Annotated in this window: 15 protein-coding genes; 7 read left to right on the top strand and 8 right to left on the bottom strand. The window is 66.8% G+C overall.

Going from position 1 to position 19,286, the window contains the following annotated elements; all coding sequences use genetic code 11:
* Positions 1 to 107: 107 nt before the first annotated feature.
* Positions 108 to 1,157 carry a Rieske 2Fe-2S domain-containing protein gene (locus ACQP1T_RS18665; RefSeq protein WP_433761854.1) on the top strand — a complete coding sequence of 350 codons (1,050 nt, stop codon included), beginning with the start codon at positions 108 to 110 and terminating at the stop codon, positions 1,155 to 1,157.
* 42 nt (positions 1,158 to 1,199) lie between these two features.
* Positions 1,200 to 2,285 (top strand): NAD(P)H-dependent amine dehydrogenase family protein, encoded by a 1,086-nt coding sequence (locus tag ACQP1T_RS18660; RefSeq protein WP_433761853.1) that lies wholly within the window; start codon positions 1,200 to 1,202, stop codon positions 2,283 to 2,285.
* 226 nt (positions 2,286 to 2,511) lie between these two features.
* On the opposite strand, the gene ACQP1T_RS18655 is transcribed toward ACQP1T_RS18660, so the two are convergent.
* The 8 genes from ACQP1T_RS18655 to ACQP1T_RS18620 form a co-directional block, all read right to left on the bottom strand.
* Positions 2,512 to 3,177: an FHA domain-containing protein gene (locus tag ACQP1T_RS18655; RefSeq protein WP_433761852.1), complete on the bottom strand. Its 666-nt coding sequence runs from the start codon at positions 3,175 to 3,177 to the stop codon at positions 2,512 to 2,514.
* The gene (locus ACQP1T_RS18650) at positions 3,177 to 4,463 is read right to left on the bottom strand and encodes a vWA domain-containing protein (RefSeq protein ID WP_433761851.1); all 1,287 of its coding nucleotides are present in this window, start codon (positions 4,461 to 4,463) and stop codon (positions 3,177 to 3,179) included. Before ACQP1T_RS18650 ends, ACQP1T_RS18655 begins: the two co-directional genes overlap by 1 nt.
* Positions 4,460 to 5,524, bottom strand: a complete 1,065-nt coding sequence (locus ACQP1T_RS18645; protein WP_433761850.1) for a PP2C family protein-serine/threonine phosphatase — start codon at positions 5,522 to 5,524, stop codon at positions 4,460 to 4,462. Before ACQP1T_RS18645 ends, ACQP1T_RS18650 begins: the two co-directional genes overlap by 4 nt.
* A complete protein-coding gene (locus ACQP1T_RS18640; RefSeq protein WP_433761849.1) occupies positions 5,521 to 7,935 on the bottom strand; it encodes a tetratricopeptide repeat protein in 2,415 nt (804 codons plus the stop codon). The genes ACQP1T_RS18645 and ACQP1T_RS18640 overlap by 4 nt, the downstream gene beginning before the upstream one ends.
* On the bottom strand, positions 7,932 to 9,110 hold the full coding sequence (locus tag ACQP1T_RS18635) for a hypothetical protein (protein WP_433761848.1): 1,179 nt from the start codon (positions 9,108 to 9,110) through the stop codon (positions 7,932 to 7,934). Before ACQP1T_RS18635 ends, ACQP1T_RS18640 begins: the two co-directional genes overlap by 4 nt.
* Positions 9,111 to 9,114: 4 nt before the next feature.
* Positions 9,115 to 10,095 (bottom strand): glutamate ABC transporter substrate-binding protein, encoded by a 981-nt coding sequence (locus ACQP1T_RS18630; RefSeq protein WP_433761847.1) that lies wholly within the window; start codon positions 10,093 to 10,095, stop codon positions 9,115 to 9,117.
* Complete coding sequence (locus tag ACQP1T_RS18625) at positions 10,092 to 11,366, bottom strand: hypothetical protein (protein WP_433761846.1); 1,275 nt, start codon at positions 11,364 to 11,366, stop codon at positions 10,092 to 10,094. Before ACQP1T_RS18625 ends, ACQP1T_RS18630 begins: the two co-directional genes overlap by 4 nt.
* Positions 11,367 to 11,438: 72 nt before the next feature.
* Positions 11,439 to 12,335: an IclR family transcriptional regulator gene (locus ACQP1T_RS18620; protein WP_433761845.1), complete on the bottom strand. Its 897-nt coding sequence runs from the start codon at positions 12,333 to 12,335 to the stop codon at positions 11,439 to 11,441.
* A 314-nt stretch (positions 12,336 to 12,649) separates the two neighbouring features.
* On the opposite strand from ACQP1T_RS18620, the gene ACQP1T_RS18615 reads away from it, so the two are divergent.
* Genes ACQP1T_RS18615 through ACQP1T_RS18595 form a run of 5 tightly spaced genes read left to right on the top strand, consistent with a single transcriptional unit; the run spans position 12,650 to position 19,092 of the window.
* Positions 12,650 to 13,159: a hypothetical protein gene (locus tag ACQP1T_RS18615; protein WP_433761844.1), complete on the top strand. Its 510-nt coding sequence runs from the start codon at positions 12,650 to 12,652 to the stop codon at positions 13,157 to 13,159.
* 12 nt (positions 13,160 to 13,171) lie between these two features.
* A complete protein-coding gene (locus tag ACQP1T_RS18610; RefSeq protein WP_433761843.1) occupies positions 13,172 to 13,906 on the top strand; it encodes a vWA domain-containing protein in 735 nt (244 codons plus the stop codon).
* A 6-nt stretch (positions 13,907 to 13,912) separates the two neighbouring features.
* Complete coding sequence (locus ACQP1T_RS18605; RefSeq protein ID WP_433761842.1) at positions 13,913 to 15,388, top strand: protein phosphatase 2C domain-containing protein; 1,476 nt, start codon at positions 13,913 to 13,915, stop codon at positions 15,386 to 15,388.
* A gap of 9 nt (positions 15,389 to 15,397) precedes the next feature.
* The gene (locus ACQP1T_RS18600; RefSeq protein WP_433761840.1) at positions 15,398 to 16,486 is read left to right on the top strand and encodes a hypothetical protein; all 1,089 of its coding nucleotides are present in this window, start codon (positions 15,398 to 15,400) and stop codon (positions 16,484 to 16,486) included.
* 14 nt (positions 16,487 to 16,500) lie between these two features.
* A complete protein-coding gene (locus ACQP1T_RS18595; protein ID WP_433761838.1) occupies positions 16,501 to 19,092 on the top strand; it encodes an ATP-binding cassette domain-containing protein in 2,592 nt (863 codons plus the stop codon).
* Positions 19,093 to 19,286 lie beyond the last annotated feature (194 nt).

Here is a 19,286-nt window from a genome sequence, read left to right as displayed (position 1 = left end):
TAACCCTCTTGTATTCTTTCAAAGAGGGTTCTATTGTCGTGTTCGCCGGGCGTGGAACCGACGGTCCGCGCCGACACGGACAGCCCGCGAAGACGTGGAGGATCGAGATGGCCAAACCGCCGCTGTCGATGGAGCCGACGGGATGGTTCCAAGTCGCGTGGTGCACCGAGATCGAGGTCGGTGCGGTGCACAGGATGAAGTACTTCGGGCGTGAGATGGTGGCGTGGCGATCGGCTGCCGGCGACCTCGCGGTCTTCGACGCCTACTGCGAGCACCTCGGCGCGCACCTGGGCTATGGCGGGCAGGTCCAAGGCGAGAACCTGGTGTGCCCGTTCCACGGCTGGGAATGGAACCGCGAGGGCCGCAATGTGTGCATCCCCTACGAGTCCCGCCCGAACAAGGGCCGCCGCATCCGCAGCTACCCCGTCGTCGAACGTAACGAGGCGGTGTGGATCTGGTACGACACCGCGGGCCGGGCACCGTATTTCGAGGTGCCGGATATGTTCGAAGCGTTCGGTGACGGCAAGACCGCCGCGGACTACTACCCGCCGGTGCCTGCCGCGACATTGTTCCGGCCGGGCCTGGAACTGCATCCGCAATATGTGATGGAGAACGGCGTCGACTTCGCGCACTTCAAGGTGGTGCACAAGACGCCGTTCGTGCCGGAGTTCACCCGTCACGATTTCTCCGGCCCGGTGTCCTACGTCGATTTCACCATCGCCTTCGACGAGGACATCGCCGAGGACCAGGTCAACAGTGGTGTGGAATCGATCAACGCCGGATTGGGCTGTTCGATCACCAAGAGCTGGGGCATGGTCGACAACCGCACCATGCCCGCGGTGACACCGGTCGACGAATACACCTCCGATGTGCGCTTCACCGTGTGGATCGGCCGCAAGCCCGGCGACGAACGCCCCGAGATCGGCCGCTACGGCACGACCATGGCCGGATTCGTCATCGAGCAGTTCGAAGCCGACGTCCACATCTGGGCGCATCAGCGCTACTCCGACCCGCCCGCCCTGTCGCAGAAGGAGTTCAAGGGCTTCAAGGCGCTGCGCGAATGGGCCGTGCAGTTCTACCCCGACGGCGGACTCGCGGGCACCGACCCACGTCACCCCGACAGCGGCGCCGTGCGCCCGGCGGCCACCACCGCCTGAACCTCCCCCGACCCAGTAGCGACGGCCAGAAAGGCACTTCTCATGAGCACCTCCGACAAGATCCGGGTATTCCAGGTCGCCACCGGCAACCTCGGCACCGAGATGATCGGGCGCATCCGCAACCACCGCGATCTCGAACTGGTCGGGCTGCACTGCTATTCGCCGGACAAGATCGGACGCGACGCGGGGGAGATCGTCGGTCTGGACCCGGTCGGGGTGATCGCCACCGGCACGGTCGAGGAGATCATCGCCGCCCGCCCCGACGTGCTCACCTTCCACGGAGTGTTCCCCGACGAGGACCTCTACGAAAAAGTGCTCGAGGCCGGCATCGACGTGGTGACCACCGCGGACTGGATCACCGGCTTCCACCGCGACCGCAACCACTCGCATCCCTCGGGCCGCAAGGTCAGCGAGGTCATCCAAGCGGCCTGCGAGCGCGGTAATTCCACGTTCTACGGCACCGGCATGAATCCGGGCCTGTGCCAGATCCTGGGCATCGTGCACACCGCCGACGTCGCTGATATCGAGAACGTCACCGTCACCGAATCCGTGGATGTGTCCTGCCACCACTCCGTGGACACCTGGAAGGCCGTCGGCTACGGCCGCCCGATCGACGATCCGACCATCCCCGATTCGCTCTACAAATACACCGCCGTGTTCGCCGATTCGGTCTACCTCATGGCCGACGCCTTCGGCCTGGAACTCGACGAGGTGAAATTCAGCTACGAACTCGGCGCCTGTACCAAGGACGTCGACCTCGGCTGGTACTTCATGCCCAAGGGCTCACTGGGTGGGAACTACATCAAATACCAAGGCATGGTCGACGGTGTCGCACGAGTGGAGACCCACCTCGAATGGCAGATGACCCCGCACACCGACCCCGCATGGAACATCAAGGGCTGCTACATCACCCAGGTCACCGGCGACCCCAACATCTACAGCAAGCACATGATCCTCCCGCGTAAGGGCTTCGACCTGTCGAACCCGGAGAACTTCGCCTCCATCGGCATGACCGTCACCGGCCTGCCCGCCCTCAACGCCATCAAATCCGTCGTCGCCGCCCGACCCGGCATCATCACCAGCGCCGACCTTCCCCTCCGCGGCTTCGCCGGCCGCTTCAACATCTGACCTTCATAAATTCGGCCGATCCTCCGGCGACCCCCTACCACTCGAACATCGCTGGTGCCGAAGGGTATCTGCTGCGGTTGTACGGACACCTCGGGCACGGCAGGTCGCCGTCCTGCCCGTCACGTGATCTTCGGCGGCAACCGCCGACGGTGTTCGGTGGGCCGATCCTCAGGCGAAGAAGGTGTGAGCTGGCGATGCAGGTATGCCGGTGGGGACGTGCAGTCGCTCAGAGGTTTTCGGCGGTCACGATGATCGTGGTCCAGCCACCGAGGTGGATTCGGTCGCCACTTTGGAGTGAGACCGGCGCCTTTGCGGGGATCAAGTCTTCGCTGCCGTTGAGGCTGGTGCCGTTGGTGGAGCCGAGATCGGTGATGGTCATGCCGGTCTCAGCGAGGCGGAGAATCGCGTGGGCGCGGGAGACGCCTGCGTCAGCGGGGGCGATGCCCAGATCGATCTCGGGTTGCAGGCCCTGGGAGACGCTGTGTTTGCCGATCAGGATGTCGGTGCCGCGCAAGGTGATTCGGCGCTCGGGATAGAACGCCGGGAATTCGACCTGATCGGCGTCGGGGCCCTTGCGGGCCTGCACACGGTCGTAGAACTCGCGATCGGCGGTGATCGTGGCGACCCATGTCACCGCACCGGCCGCGCTCGCGACATCGGCGGCGGAAACCGCGGTGACGATTTCGGTCGGCGCGGACGCACGCGGCACCGGCGTCGGCAGCGCCGAATCAGCGCCGCAGACTTCACAGAAGCGGCCGGTGCTCGGCGACCCGCACGACGGGCAGAGCGCGGCCGCGCTCGTCGGCGCGGGCGCGCCGATCGGCGAACCGCAGACATCGCAGTAATCCGTCGCGACGGACTGATGCCCGTCCGGACAGCTGGCGATCGCCATTACCCCTCCTTGCGTACCCGCGCCGTCTTGGTCGAGCGTGCGTCCAAGGCCATTTCGTCCGCGGCCTCGACTCTGGCGCGCAACCGCACCGTGCCATTGCGCTCGTCGACCTCGACCACACCGCGCAACAGTTTGGCGGTGCCCTCGTTCCCGGATTCGGCGGCGAGCTCGACCGCGCGCCGCAGCTTCGCCGTCGCGGTCTCCACATCACCGTTCTTCCGTGCGCTCAACCCCTCCTGCACGACCTGCGCGAGTTCGGCCTGTCCGGTGTAATGCGCGACCCGCCTGCTGATTCGGGCCGACAGCTCGGTCTCGGTGGTCCACACCGCGCGCACCAACCCCTGCCCGACCACCTCATCACCCGCGACCACGCTGATGCGGGCCGCGAGCTTCTCCCGTCCGGGCGCGGCGGGCTCGACCCGCACTTGCACGTGATAGTCGCGGTCCTCCGCACCCCACGCCCCGAGCGGGTACTCCCCCAGCTGCGGTCCGGCATCGGTGCGGCGCGCGGTCAGATCCTCGATGGTCGGAGCGACCTGCTTCACGAAGTGGACGGTGGCACCGGCCGGTGTCCACACCCGCAGGGTGAGTTCCGGAATCGCCTTGGCCATCGATGTCTGCGTCATGGCGGCGAAGTCCGCGGCCAGATTCGCCGGATCCGCGACGATATCGACCGTGCCGTGCAGCGCCGAGGCGATGGTGCGCAATTCGTCCACCTGCCAGTCGGTTCCGACGCCGCGGCAGTCACAGGTGAAGATCCCCTCGGACTGCTTTATTTCGGCGGCCAGCGCCGTGGGCTCCTCGTGTTCGTTCTTGCCGTCGGTGAGCAGGATGGCGTGCACCATCGCACCGGGATGTTTCTTGGCAAGCTGACGGGTGAGCCCGAGCCAGGTGCCCATGGCGGTGCCGCCGTTGGGGCGCAACTTATCCAGCGCGCGGCGGGCCGCGGCCCTGGTGTCGCGGTTGGCCTGCACCGACGGCTTATCACTCGGATAGGTCAGCCGCGCCATCGACGTGCCCTCGATGATCGCGAACCGGGTGCCGTCCTTCAGTACATCGAGTGCGGCCAGGGTGGCTCGGCGCGCACCTTCGAACTTCTTACCGGTGGCCATCGATCCGGAGCAGTCGATGATCAGCACCTCCAGCCGCTCCGGTTCCGGTCCGGCCGCCACGAAATCCGCACCGGTCTCCACGGTCACCACCGCGTCGACCGTGTCCGCGCCCTCGGCCAGATATTCGTTCTGGTCTATCGCTACCGAAATACCGTTATTCGCAATGGAACTCACTGTGCTACTCCCGCATCGACCGATGGCCCGATCGGCACCAGCGCGACGGTGATGTTGTCGCTCCCCCCGGACCGTAGTGCAAATTCGACAAGCACCCGCGCCGCCTGCTCGCGCGGTAACCCGCTGACCATCCGCGCGAGCGCCGCCGGATCGGATACGTAGTTCCAAAGTCCGTCACTGCACAGCAACAGCATCCCGGGACCCGTGGTGTGAAAGGTCTTCACACATCGGTCCGACCACGGTTTGTCCTCGCTGTCGGCACCGAGCCAGCGCAGCAACGTATGGGCCCGTGGATCCCGCATCGCGGACTGCTCGTCCATGGCACCGGCATCGACGAGCGCCTGCGCCCACGAGTCGTCCACGGTCAACCGGGTCGACGGCAGATTCCCGCCCGCAATCGGCTCGATGCCGGTGCCCTGCAACCAATATGCCCGGCTGTCACCGACATTCGCGACGGTGATCTCCACGCCGTCACCACCGTATCCACGCACGATGGCCGAAACGTAGGTGCATGAGGGAGCGTGACCATCGTGCCGCGCGATATCGCGCACGGCCCGGGACGCGGCCGTGAGTCCGGCCAACACCACCGCGGTGCCGGATCGTGCCTCGGCCAAGGCGGTGAGGCAGGCATCGACGCCCGCTCGCGCCGCCGCCCCCGAGGCGGCCTGCGGATCGTCGGAGGTGGAGACACCGTCGCTGACCGCGATCACCGTGACGATCGGCCGCTCGGTCCCGTCTTCCACTACCGCGGCGGCGACCGCATCCTCGTTGCGCGCGTGCGCGATACCGCGATCTGTCATGACGTATACCGCGCCGAGATCGGCCTCGAATCGATCCGGCTGCGGCCGCAATTGGCCGCAGCCGCCGCAGTAACCGTCGGCGTCGTAGCGGGTGCCGCCGCAGCCCTCACACGTCGGCGCCGCATTCGGATCCGACCGCGGCAGCGCGATTCGGCGCGTGCCGAGTTCGCGGCCGCAGGCCTCGCAGAACCGGTCGGCCACCCCGACCCGCGCCGCGCACTCCGGGCACCGCCGCTCTACCGCGGTCTCGGGCCGGGTCATAGGGTCGTCCTCGGCCGGATCGCATTGGCACGATCCACCAGCTCGAATCGGGCCCACATATCTTCGGTTTCGCGGGCGAGGTCGCGATAGCAGCGCTCCAAACCGGTTCGTACTCCGTCCTGATCGAGGTCGGCGCCGAGCAGCGCCCCATGTGTCGTCGGTGCTTTACCCGCACGTAGCCATTTCAATGCGGCATCAAGCACGCGCATCCGCACCTGTGCGCCACGGCTTTTCGATTCGATCCGCAATGCCTCGACCCGTCCGCCCGCATCGCGCAGCAGCGCTTCGGACAGTTCGTCGGGGGTCCGGTCGGCCAGCATGGTCTCCACGGCCGTCAGCCGTGCCTCGGTGTAGAGCGCCGAGGCCGAATCCACCTGATCGAGCACGGCGACGGCGCCGTCGCGATCGCCGTCCGCATTGCGCAGCCGGGCCAGTCCGAAGGCGGCGCTGACAAAGCCGTGGTCGGTGCGCCAGACCGTGTCGTAGTAGCGTGCGGCCTGTTGCCGATCAGGCTGTGCGCCGGTGAGTTCGGCGACGGCCGCCTGCGCCAGCTTCGGTGCGGCCTCGCCGGGCAATGCCGCGTATACGGCATCGAATTCGGCATGTGCCGCATCGATATTGCCCGCGAGCAGTTCGGCTTGGCCGCGATACCAGGCCAGCCGCCAGTCACCGGGCAGGGTCTCGGCGAGTTCGTCGAGTCGGCGCAGCGCGTCGGCCGGGTCGCCGATTTCCAGGGCGGCGCGTACCAGCCGCAATGGAATCTCCACGGACGCGCCGCGAGTCGTGAGCACCGAGCGCAGGCCCGCTTCGAAGGCCGGTTCCAGTTCGGCGGGCGAGGTGCCGCCGGTGGTCGCCAGCAGAGCGGCACCGCTGTCGTTCGGATCGACCAGCGGAACCGGCAGTGCCGCAACGATACTCGTCGGCGTCGGTGCTTCCCGTACGCCGAATACGCCGCGTGGTGGCCCGAAGTAGGCCGACATACCGGGACGTGGCACCCCGTCATCGATGCTCAGCACCTCGCGCAGCACGCCGGTCAGCTGATCGGCCATCTCCTCCATCGAGGAGAAGCGCGCCTCCGGATCGGCGTCGGTGGCGCGCAGGATGAATCGGTGCAGCGAATCATATTGCGCCAGTAACGGTTCGGCGTCCGGGCCGGGCAGCGCGCCGAAGTGCCCGCCCTGCTGCGGCACATTCATCAGCAATACCGCGAGGGTGCGGCCGACGGTGTAGACCTCGGTGGCGACGGTCGGCCCGGTTTCGGAGATTTCGGGGTCCTGATAGCCGATGGTGCCGTAGATGGGGCTGTCCTGATCGTCCATGGCGATCACCGCGCCCATATCGATGAGTTTGAGCTGCTCATCGGTCTGCATCACATTGTCGGGCTTGAAATCGCAGTAGGCCAGGCCGAGCGAATGCAGATAGCCGAGCGCGGGCAGCATCTCCAGAATGTAGGCGATGGCCTGCGGCGGCGGCAGATAGCTGCCATCGGCGTCGCGGCGGGCGCGCAGGATCTGTTTGAGCGAGGTCCCGCCGACGTACTCCATGACGATGTAGCCGACCGCGACACCGTCGGCGTCGCGGTGCTCGACGAAGTTGTAGATCTTGACGATGCTGGGATGTTCGACCTCGGCGAGGAACCGTTTCTCGGCGACCGCGGCCGCCATAGCGTCCAGATCGCCGGAATTGAGTAGACCTTTCAGCACCACCCAGCGGTTGGCGACATTGCGGTCGGTGGCCAGATAGATCCAGCCGAGCCCGCCGTGGGCCAAACAGCCGACCACGTCGTACTGTCCGCCGACCAGATCACCCTTGCTCAACTTCGGTGTGAAGGAGAACCGGGTGCCGCAATTGGGGCAGAAGCCCTCGGTACGGCCGGGTGTACCGTCACGGCCGCGGCCGACCGGCTGTTCGCATTTGCCGCAGAACCGCTTGCCCTCCGCGACCTGCGGATCGGCCAGGACCGCGGTGGCCGGGTCGACGCGCGGCATCCGAGGCACCTCCACCATGCCCGCGCCGAGTCGGCCGCGCGCGCTGGATTTCGATGAGGTCCGGCCCGTGCGCACCGAACGTCCGGAGGCACGGGTGCTTCCGGAGCGCACCGATAGTGCGGAAGTCCTGCCCGGTGCTGTGCCGCAGGCGTCACAGTAGCCGTCGACGATGGCTCCGGCGCAGCCCGGCTCGGCACAGGTAGCCTGCTGTGATTCGGTCGGAGCCGTACCGCAGGCGTCGCAGTACCCACCGACAATGGTTCCAGCGCAGCCCGGTTCGGCGCACACTTGCGCCTCGCTCGAAACTCCCTGCGGGACGGGACTTTCCGCCGATGCGGTGGTCGCCTCGGCGGGCGCGGTGCCGCACACGGCGCAGTATCCGTCTTCGATCGTGCCGTCGCAGCCAGGCTCATTACAGGTCATCTGCCCCGCCCCGATTTCTCCCCGATGATCTGCTGGAAGTCGGCGACCGCCCGAGTGACGGCCGCCAGATCGCACGGTCGCCGCGCGAGCAGACCCGCCGCGATCTGGTTGGAGGCCAAGACATCTCGGTCCTCGCTGACGCCGAGTCGCGCCGCCTTCACCTGATAGGCGGCCAGCCGCCCACGCAATTCGCTGCGCCGATCGAGCAGGCCCTGAGCCAGCTCCTGCGCGGTGGCCGCCCCGGCGGTCGCGTCGGCGATCCGCATACGCAACCGCACCACATCCGTTGCCGCAACCGAATTCGGCGACAACGCGTCGAGTTCCGCTTCGAGCGCGGCGGTGTTGTCCTCATCTGTCGGCAGCGGGCCCGCCAGAATTTTCGCTTCGACCTGTGCCCTCACCTCCGCCGCGCGGGCACGGGTTGCCCGTAGCGCGGCCAAGCGCCTGCGCGTCTCGGCGATCGCGGCGGCCCAATCCGCCGCCACCGCATCGAGTTCGGCGAGGATCGTGGCCACGTTCCGCAACTGCTCCGACAACTCCGCGATGCGCGCATCGATCTCCGGCGCCGTCAGCGCCAGCGGATCATTCGCCGAACGGCTCAGCAATTCGGCGATGCCGTCGCCGATCGCGCGCAGCTGCGCGGTCTCGCACCCGGCCGCGCCCGCCTTGTCCAGGGTTTCCTGCAGCGGCGCGAGGCCCGACATCACCCGGCCGTTCACCGCATCGACCGCGTCGAAGAATTCGGCGATTTCCGGGAAGGTGGCCCGCATGCGATCAACGGTATCGGCGAGTCCGACGAATAAAACCTCTTCGGCGGGACCGGTGAGCGAACGTTGCGCCATCGGTATCGGCGTGCGCGCGGCCTCATAGGGACGCCCGCGCAGCAGTCGGGTGAGTTCGGCGCGCTCACCGTCGTCGAGGCGGGTCCGAGCGCCGCGCACCTTGCGCGCCGAATCCAGGATGATCTGCAGCCGGCTGTAGTCCTCCCACATCAGCGCGAGCGCGGCGCGAACCGACAGCCACCGCTGTTCGGTCCCACCGGTCGGCGGATAGCGTTGCAGCAGCGTGTGGCCCGGATGCTTGTCCAGTTCCAGCAGGGTGGCCGTGATGGCATCGAATTCGATGGTGCGGGTCGTCAATTCGGCGTCGATTTCGGCGAGTGTGAGTGGCTGCATGGTCTCACTCTTTGTAACGCAGGTCCGGCGGACCGGGCGAGGGGCCGAGGGCGCTGAGTCTGGTGTTGTAGAGCTGCTGCCAGGTGCCGTCACCGCGGATGCGTTCCAGCACACCGTTGACGAAGCGGACCAGATCCGGATGCCCCTGCGCGATGCCGACCGCGTACGCGCCGGTGCCGATCACCTCCCCGACGATCTCGAGATTGCGGTCCTGGGCCACCAGGCCGACCAGGATCGGATCGTCGCCGCTGATCGCGTCCACATGGCCCTGTTGCAGCGCGGCCAGACAGTCGGTCCAGTTGGACGCGCCGAGCACGACGGGCCGCTTGGCCAGGCTGAACAGTGGTCCGGGTGAGGTGGTGCCCCGGGTGACGCACACCCGCTTGCCGCCCAGATCCGCGCTGGATCGGATGCCGGAGTTGCGGGCGGCCAGAAGACGTTGGGTCGCACGGTAATAGACGCCGGAGAAGTCGACGTCACGACGCCGCTCACAGGTCGCCGAGAAGGTGCGCACGATCAGGTCGACCTGTTTGTTCTGCAGGGCGGGTATCCGCTCGGCCGCGGTGACCGACCGCAATTCGATCCGGTCCGGATCACCGAAGAGGGATCGGGCGATCTCGCGCGCGATATCGATATCGAAGCCCTCGAGCTGTCCGCTGCTGGGATTGCGGAAGCCGAACAGGTAGGTGTTCTGATCCACCCCGACCCGCAGTTTGCCATTGGCGACGATGGCCGCCATCGCCGAACCCGGCGGCATCGCACCGGGACTCGGCAACGGACCTGGACGCAGGGTGGTCTCCGGATCGCAATTGCCGCCGGATTCGGACTGCGGCGGTGTCGTGATCTCGACGAGATCGGGTTTGGGGTTGACCGCGGCCACATTCGTGGACGCGGGGGCCTGGATGCCGGAACCGCATGCGGTCACCAGCGCGACCAACGCCATCCATCCGAATCCGGACCGCCGCAGGGTGATTCGCCGTCTCACAGAAACTCCTTCACCCGCGGCCAGAGGCCGGTGACGGTCGATGCCGCAGCGCCGAACAGGAGTATCAGTGTCCCGGCGGGGCTGAGCGTCAATGTCGCACCCGCCGAGTCGACCCCGTCGCGCAAATCGCCGCGCTCCTGGATGAGGTTGTCGCGCAACAGCTGATCGAGATGGGCGAACAATGTCGCCGAGGTCTCCGGACCCGTGCCGATCGCCTGAGCCACGGCCACGGGATAGTTCGCCGCCTCGTAGGCGTCACGCTGTTTGGCATGTCCGGCGGTCCAGCCGAGTACGCCGCGCGAGGCCGTGGAGTCCGGGCCGGTGACCGTCGCCAACCGGTCCGCCAGTTCGGTGGTGTGCTTGCGGTAATCGGTTTCGCTCGTGGTGATATCGCCGCGGGTGATCAACTCCAGGGTTTCGTCGGTGCGCGCTTGCTGGGCCAGGATCCTGGCCTGGGTCAGGGTTTCGAAGCGACTGGTCGCCCCGGACTTACCGGTATCGAGTGCGACGGCGGCGATGATCGTCGCGGCGACCACCCAGAACAGCGCGAGGCCCGTCGCGCCCGCGGCGACCGCGAGACCGAGGTTCACCCGGCGATTGGTGCGGCGCAGCAGGACCAAAGTGCCACCGCCACAGCCGACGAGCACCAGTATCAGCAGCACCATGGTGGTCCACGGCAGCGCGCCGATATCGTGCTGATCCCGGCGGACCGCGGCCATGCGGTCCTTGCTGAGCGTTTCGGCGTTGGGCAGCAACGAATTCTGCATCAGCAGTGAGGCCTCGCGCAGATAGGACGAACCGACCGGGAAGCCCTGCCGGTTGTTCGCCCGTGCCGTCTCGACCAGGCCGGTGTAGGCGGGCAGGTCGGCGGCGATCTTGGCGACGATATTCCTGGTCTGTTGATCGGCGGCTCCGGCGGTCGCCTCCGCCAGTGCGGCCGCCGCTTCGGCGAGTGCCTGTTGATATCGCCCGCGCACTTCCGGTGATTCGATGCCGCCGGACAGGAAGGCCGTGGCCGCGGACGCGTCGGCGGCCGACAGCGCGACATACAGGGTCTGCGCGGCATAGGCCAGCGGTTCGGTGCGTTCCAGCACGGTATCGCGCCGAGCGATCTTGCCGCTCAATTGATCTGCGGAGGTCAACCCGGCGAGCAGACACAACACGACGGTGACGACGGCGACCGCGCCGATGGCACCAGGAGTCGTCCCGGCGAAGCGCCGTACCCATGCACCCCCGTTGCGCATGGTCGCCGGTAGGCGAATCTCCAACACCGCCCCCCTTCATCTACCCGGCCGGTGTTCCCGATCGCGATAGTACGGGAGGGAATTCGGGTTTGCCGCCCATCATGGCGGGGGCATCGAAATCGGCGGTCGATCCGGGGCCACATCGAGCAGCGGTGCGAGATTCGGTGTCCAGCGCGGGTACTGAGTGAAGATCTCCCCGAAGGACTTCGACGGTTTGCCGAGCGGCACCCCCGCCGCCCAGTCTTCGCGCAGTTCGTGCTGCAGCGATTCCACCGAGCGCACCAATCCGGTGTGCAGACTGCGCTGTTCGATGGCGGCACTGCGGCCGGTGATCCCGATCGCGCCGATGAACGCACCCGAGCTGTCGCGCACCGCCGATGCCACACAACTCCAGCCGACCGCCGTCTGCTCGCGCTCGTGCGCGAACCCGGTATCGCGGGCCTCGTCGAGCAGTGCCCGCAGTTTGCGCGGATCGGTCACCGAGTACTGGGTCAGTGGCGCCCAGCGCATGGCGAGGATCTGTTCGGCCTGTTCCTCGTGGGCGGCGATCTGCAGCCGTCCCGCGGCGGTGAGGACCATACTCGGCCCGAACGATGCCAGGCTCGGCCAGTTCTGTCGCTTCATCGCCTCGGCGTAGTTGCGGCCGAACGCCGAACCGTTGAGGGTCAGCTCGCCGCCGTACAGGCTTGCGCACCAGACGATTTCGCCTCGGGTGCGGAGATACAGATCCTGGATATAGGGCTGCGCGGTGACGACGAAACCGTGCTGCTGAGCCGCGCGCAAACCGTGGTAGATCAGCAGCGTGCCCGCCCGGTAGCCGTCCGGGGTCACTTCGAGCATGCCGCGTCGGGCCAGATCGTTGGCGATGCGGCGGACGGTTGGTTTCGGAATGCCGGTGCGGCGCGTCAGCGTGGCCAGCGAGACCGGATCCCGGGAATCGGCGACCGCCTCGATGATCGCGACGGCGCGCCCGACCACGGTTTTGTCATCGGGCATATCGATGAGTGTGCGACCGCATCGGCAGGGGTGTCAAACCGATACCGCGTTGGACGGCCGTTGGTTATTCGTTGGTCGGTGCCGCGAATCTCAGGGGGCCGAAACGTACCGACCCGTGTTCGGTACCGACCCCCAACACACCCCTATCCAACCCTCCAGCATCGCACCCCGGGGCGACCGTAATCAATGCACGCACAGCCGATTTCGATGAACGTGTCACTCAGTGATACGGCGGGGATGTTTCCGCACCGGATTTGCCGGACGCTGATTCCACGTCCCGTCCACCGGGCTTGGCGCGCAGGAAAGTGAATCCAGTGAAGTACCTACTTACCGCCGTTCTCGCGGTGGTCGCGGCGGCCGCGGTTTTTCTGGTGGTCGGCAAGTCGAGTCTCGATATCCAGCTGCCGCAGGTGGATCAGGCGTCGAATCAGGACCAGACCACCGGTGAGAGCACCGGATCCCATGGTGGAAACGGCAATTCGAATACAAACAACAATTCCGGGACCACCAAGCCCACCGGCCCGACCGGGACACCGGACAAGACCAAGAAGCACACCGTCGTTTTCGACGTGAGCGGCAGCGGCAAGGTTCGCGACCTCAGCTGGAGTGACGGCGCCAGCAGCTACCTCGGGGCGGGTGCTACCACACTGCCCTATTCGCGCACCCTGGTCAGCAACCGGTCCGGCGGTTTCGTCGTCTTCATCGAGGGCACGCCCGATCCCGCCGGTGCGGCCCACTGCAAGATCACCGTCGACGGCAAAGTCGTCGCCGAGCAACAGTCCAACGCTCGCGGATTGTCGTGCCGCGCAGAAATTTCCAACTAATCGGAGCCAGGAATGCGTGAGGATACTCGTTTCAAACTCACCCAGGCCGGAGTGAGCGCCAGCCGGGTGTTCCCGTTCTATGTCGTCTGCGATGTCTCCCGTTCGATGTGGGATCCCGCGTGGACCAACCAGAAGATCACGCCACTGGAGACGGTGGAGCAAGCGCTGCCGGACATGCTCAATGTGCTCGAGGAGGATCCGACCACCTATGACACCGCGCATCTTTCGGTTGTCGCCTTCGGTGATTCCGCCGTCGCGGTGCTGCCCTTGACCCCGCTGCGCATCGACCCGTCCATTCCGGCGCTACCGCGCCAGGGCGCGACCGACTACGCGGACGTATTCCGTTATCTGGACCGACAATTGCGCGCCGACCACAAGCGCTTCGCCAGCGCCCGATTGGACACCTATACCCCGGTGATCTTCTTTCTCACCGACGGAAATCCGCAAGTGCGCGGCAAATTCCAGCCCGATAATGTCTGGGTGCCGGTGCGGGCCGGACTGGAGGCGCCCGGCCACCCGTTCCGCCCAGTAGTGGTGGCACTCGGCATCGGTGATGTGCGCGAGGAGACGGTCCGACAGTTGCGCTCGCGCAATCCGGTCGGCGTCGCCTGTGTCGCCGAGGGCAGTGTGGCGCCGGGAGATCTGTTGCGCGCCATCATCAACAGCATCAAGTTCTCGATCAGCAGCAGTGTCGGGCAGGGCAGGTTCCTGTTCCGTACGCCCCTCGGTATGCGGGAACTGGACTGAATAGCCATGACGCTGAATATGTTTCGTCGCCGACCGATTCTGTTCGTAGTCGCGACCGCCCTGCTGGGCACGCTGCTGTCGATCATCGTGCAGGTGCTGGCCGATAGCGGGCCCGACGGCTGGACCACGGCCGCGGTCGCCAAGCGAGTGGCCCACGATATCTCGGGCTGCCCGCAGGTGCCGGAAACAGCTGTCGGTCGGGTGAAATCGCCGGTACGCGCGGAACTGCGCGACAAATTCGGCAATACCTGCGCACCGATCTCGGGCCTGCCGATTATCTTGGCCAGCGGCAGCCAGTTGCCGAAACCGCAGTCGGAGCCGATTCTGTTGCACGATATCGGTGGCCAGCAGGTCAGCGCCCGGCCCTCCGGCGAATTCGGTGATGTGCTGCTGGTCTCGATCGCCGACCCGGCACCCGATCGGTCCGGATGGTGGTGGCTGCCAACGACTCTGATGTGCCTAATCGCCGCGACGGCGACCGGAGCTGCGGTCGTGCTCGTGCGGCCCGGTCCTGGAACCAGTTCGGTCGTGCCGATCGCCGATCGTGGCGGTCCGGAACGTTCTGAGCTGGCCGACGGGGTCGAGGCCGCCCGTCCGGTCGAACTACCCGCCCTGACCACCTCGGGCGTGAGCGGACTCACGGTCGACCGTGGCCGCAGCGGCCGTTACGACGTGTACGCCGCCACGCAGGTGGGACTTTCGCACGCGAAGGACGGCCACACTCGCGAGGACGCCTACGCCATCGGCGGCGACCCGGATCGCGGCTGGGTCTACCTCGCGGTCGCCGACGGGCTCGGCTCGGCCGCCAATTCCCATGCCGCCGCCCAGCGTGCGACCCGCGCCTGCCTGACGCTGCTGCACCGGTATGCGAGTTCGCTCGATCGCATCGGATATCCGTCCACCTGGGAGCCGCTCGCCGCGGAGATCACCGCGAAGGTGGCCGCCCAACTCGACACCGAGACGATCGACGAACTGGCCGCCCAGATCGATTACCGCAGCCCGCACGGCGCGGGCGATAACAAGCGCACCTCGATCCCGGCCTGCACCTTGGCCTTCGCCGCGCTCGGCCCGGTTTCGGCGGACGGCTACCCGCTGGCCTGGGCGACCGTCGGCGATTGCGATCTGCTGCTGGTGGACCTGGATTCCGGTGCCACCAAATGGCTTACCCAGCACACGACCAAGCGCGGCATGATCAGCAACGTCACGCCGTCGCTGCCACGCGATGCCGATCGTGTGATCGCCGGGCTCACCTTCGTGCCGTCGAATCTGATGGTGGTGCTGGCCAGTGACGGGATGGCCGATGCGATCCGGCTGGTGCCCGAACAATTCGCCACGCTGCTGCCGCAGATCGCCGGGCCGCGGCCCGCCGAGCATGTTTTCGGACAGCTCGTCGGATTCGACCTGCCCGGCCTGCACGATGACCGCACCATCGTCGCGGCCTGGCCGACACGCGGGCGCGGGCCCGCCCGGAACATACGTTAGGTGGGGGCTATGACAATGCCGGGGTGGTCGGCAGCCGGTCGTACCGAGTACGGCTTGGACGAACTGCGCATCGTGGGCGATTTTCCGCTGGGTGAGGGCGGTTCCGCGCAGGTGTGGCGGTGTACGACACCGGATGAGGTGTCGGTCGCGTTCAAGCGCTATGACCGAGATACGGTGCGTCAATTGCGGCCGCGGGTGCTGCGTGAGTTGGTCGCCTGGCCGCACCGGCTGGATCAGGACGACCGCAAGCGCCTGCTGGAGCTGTGCGCGTGGCCGCATGCCGTGGTCGTCGAAAACGAAACGGTGGTAGGCATTCTCATGCCGCTGGCGCCGCGCGAATTCTTTTTCGAATCGCGCAGCGGTCCGCAGCCGCGGGCCTTCACCCGGGTCGCGGTGCGGGTGTCGGATGCGCAGAAGCGCGGGCACAGCTATTTCGATTTCCCGCACAAGATCGCGCGGCTTGGGCAGTTGCTGGTGGATCTGCAGTTCCTGCACGACAACGACATCGTGGTCGGGGACCTACAGCCCAACAACATCCTGACCACCGACGCGCGGCCGGTCGACGGTGTCGTCTCGGCGCACAACTACTTCCTGGACTGCGATTCCTTCCTCATCGGCGGCCGCGGCGCGACCCCGCGACTCGATCCGCTGCCGTGGCGGCCGCCGTATCCGGTGCAGCAGTTCACCGCCACCACCGATCTCTTCAAATTCGCCTTGCTGATGATCCGTTGCCTCGCCGAGGATCTGGCCGCGAATCAGCTCGACTATCGGCAGTACGCCCAGTTGCTGCCCAGCGGGGATTTCCAGAAGGTCGACCGGCTGCTGACCACCCCGCATCCGGATCTGACCTCCGCCGATCTGCGGGCGCTCGCGCTGGCCTGGCAGTCGGTGGTGCGGCCGGACGGCCGGGTGTATCGGCGGACCGACTTCGCGCTGCGCGAACCATGGAACGAGCAGACTCGCGCCGCGCACTTCACCGGGTTCGCCGCCTCGGCGCCGACGAGTACTACACCGCGCCAACGTATTCCACCCGTTGTGGTCGTCGCGTGGATCGCGTTGTTCATCGTGCTGCTCACCATCGTGATCTCGCTCGCATGATCAGGAATGAACCGATGTCCGAACCCGCCCTCCTGCTCACCACCGGTGCGATCCGCCACCGGATCTCCGGACGCACCCATTCCCTCGGCTCCGGATCCGGCGCCGATATTTCGGTCAGCGACGACGGCCCGTCGGGCCAGTGGCTGCGGTTCCGGTATGTCAACGGGTGGGCCATTCGCGCCGTGGATCCTACGATCGAGGCGACCCTTGATGATGCGCCGATCGGCCCACGTACCTGGACGGCCGTCGATGGTTCCGGGACGCACGAACTGCGGATCGTGGTGCGCGGTCGTATTTTTCGCCTCGTTGTGGCCGAGGCGGACGGCAACGGAAGCTTCACGCCGCCAACGGCTGTCGGTTCTTCGGGTCGAGGACCGGATCCGACGGTCGACCCGCGCGCATCGCGAACGCCGTCCCCACCCGCCGCGGTCCGACCGACGGCACGCAGTGGGCATGGCGCCGCGGCGAATCTCCGGCCCGTCAACCCCGCCCCGGCCGTGAGCCAGACCCCTCCCAGACGCGCACATTCGACCCCACCAGCTGCTCGCATGCCGAAAGCACGCCCGATAGCCGACCCGACCCTGATCGATGAGCCCGCGCAAGCATTGCCGATAGGCATCGCCCATCACACTCCCGCGCAACCCGATCCCACACCGCGACAACAGCTCTCATCATCGGCACCTGGATCGTGGTCGGTGCCGAGCGATCGGCCGCTCGCGATCGGCCGCGAGGGTGGTGATGCGGAAATCGCCCTGCCCGGACTGGATCTGGCACATCGGCACGCGACAGTGCGCTGGACCGGGCGCGCAGTGGAGTTGCGCGGACTCGCCACCAATGCGCGTCCGTTCGTCGACGGCAAACCCGTACTGCACGCGCGACTGCGGGTCGGCGAGCAATTCATGTTGGCGCATCACACCTTCGAGGTATCGGGCCCCGCCCAGCTGACACTGGTACCCGCGGCGGTAATCGCGCGCGAACCGCTGCTGCGCTTCGACGGCGTGAGCCTGCGGTATCGGGGTCGCACCGAACCCACCCTGCGCGATCTGACCTTCGAACTCGGGCGCGGTGAGGTGCTGGCCGTGATCGGACCGTCCGGGGCCGGGAAGTCCACCATGTGTTCCGGTCTGCTCGGCGAGGTCGCACTGGCGGCGGGCTCGTTGCGGCTCGGCCGAGTCGACCTGGTCGCCTCCCGAATGCAAGCGAGTCATCTGGTTTCCTTTGTGCCGCAACAGCCCGCCATGTTCGGCGATCTCGCGGTCCGCGACGCATTGCTGTGGGTGGCTGGTCTGCGCACGGCCAGCGATACCACCCGGTCCGAGCGGGCGGCCCGGGTCGATACCGTGATCGCCGAGATGGAGCTGGTGGGCGAGGTCGGCAAGCGGATCGACACGCTGTCCGGTGGCCAGCGCAAGCGCGTCTCCACCGCGATGGAATTGCTCAGCGATCCACAGTTGCTGGTACTGGACGAGCCGACCTCCGGGTTGGACGAGGGCTTGGACCGCGCCATGATGCAGCGGTTGCGGGTGGTCGCCGAAACCGGTTGCGCGGTCATTGTCGTCACCCATTCGATGGTCAATGTCGACTGCGCCGACAAGGTGCTCGCGGTGACCGGTCGTGGGCGACTCGGATTCTTCGGGCCACCCCGAGAGTTATTGGGCGCCTTCGGCGTCGACAGCTACGCGGAGGTGATGGATCGGCTGCGTGCCGACCGGCAGGCCGGGCAGCCCGCCGCACCCTCGACCCCGCAACCGGCCGAGCATCCGGTTCCCGCGCCCATGCGTGGTTCGCTGCACCGGCATCTGCCACGCCTGATCGGCCGGGAATGGGCCCGCCAGCGCAATGGATTCCGCACGCTCGCCTTGGGTTCGGCGGCGGGTATCGGCTTGACCGCGATGCTCGGTGCGGCCGCTTCCGACCAGGGACTCGGCGGTGACCCGCGGGCGATCAGTTCGGTCATGATCGCCTTGATCGTCTGTCTCACCTTCTTCTCGATGGCGCAATCCTTCGCCGCCATCGTCGATGACCGCGTGGTCATCGAACGCGAAGCGCGCTGGGGGATTTCGGCGGCGTCGGTGGTGTTGGCGCGCGCGATCACCTGTACGCCGCTGGCGGTGCTGCTGGGTGTGGCATCGACCATCGGCTATCTCGGTATCAAGTCCGGACCCGCGAATCCGGTGCTGCCGCAGCCCTTCGGCCTGCTGCTGTTCGCGATTACGCTGCCGCTGGCAGCGATGGCACTCGGACTGTTGGTGTCGGCATGTTCGAAATCATTGCGGCAGGCGGTTTTCGTGCTGATGGGCGTGCTGGCACTGCAGGTGGTGATGACCGGGCTCGCACCACCGTTCGAAGGCACGCCCGGTGCGGTACTGCGGACCTTCGCCTATGCCGCGCCGTCGCGGTGGGCGGCGGCCGGGCTCGGTGCCGATATCGGACTCACCGGTGCGGCCGATCCGCCACCGGGGCAGCAGAAGCCGTTCGCCGATTCGATCTGGACCCACGATCTGCAGCACGTCGAGACGGCCGCGGCGGTGCTGGTCGTGATCGCGATCGTCGCCACCGCGTCAACCATTCGGGTGCTGCGACGGCAGCTGATGGCCCTGAAATAGGAGGTCACCTTCGAACCGAATTCATTTGCTGTACTGCACTACCGATGGTGCCGGGTTCGAGTTGCGCATCGGGGGAACTCGTGTGGCTGCGTGGAATCGCATCTCCGGAATTCTGTTCGCAGGAACGTGCGGAGATTACTGGTGATCTACCGGCCTTCCTCAGCGAAATGCGCTGGCACCCAGATCTTTCCTAG

Source organism: Nocardia sp. CA-135398, from assembly GCF_050955845.1.
GTDB lineage: Bacteria > Actinomycetota > Actinomycetes > Mycobacteriales > Mycobacteriaceae > Nocardia.
Note: the sequence above shows the minus strand (reverse complement) of the source record. Positions and strands in the feature narration are given on the sequence as shown.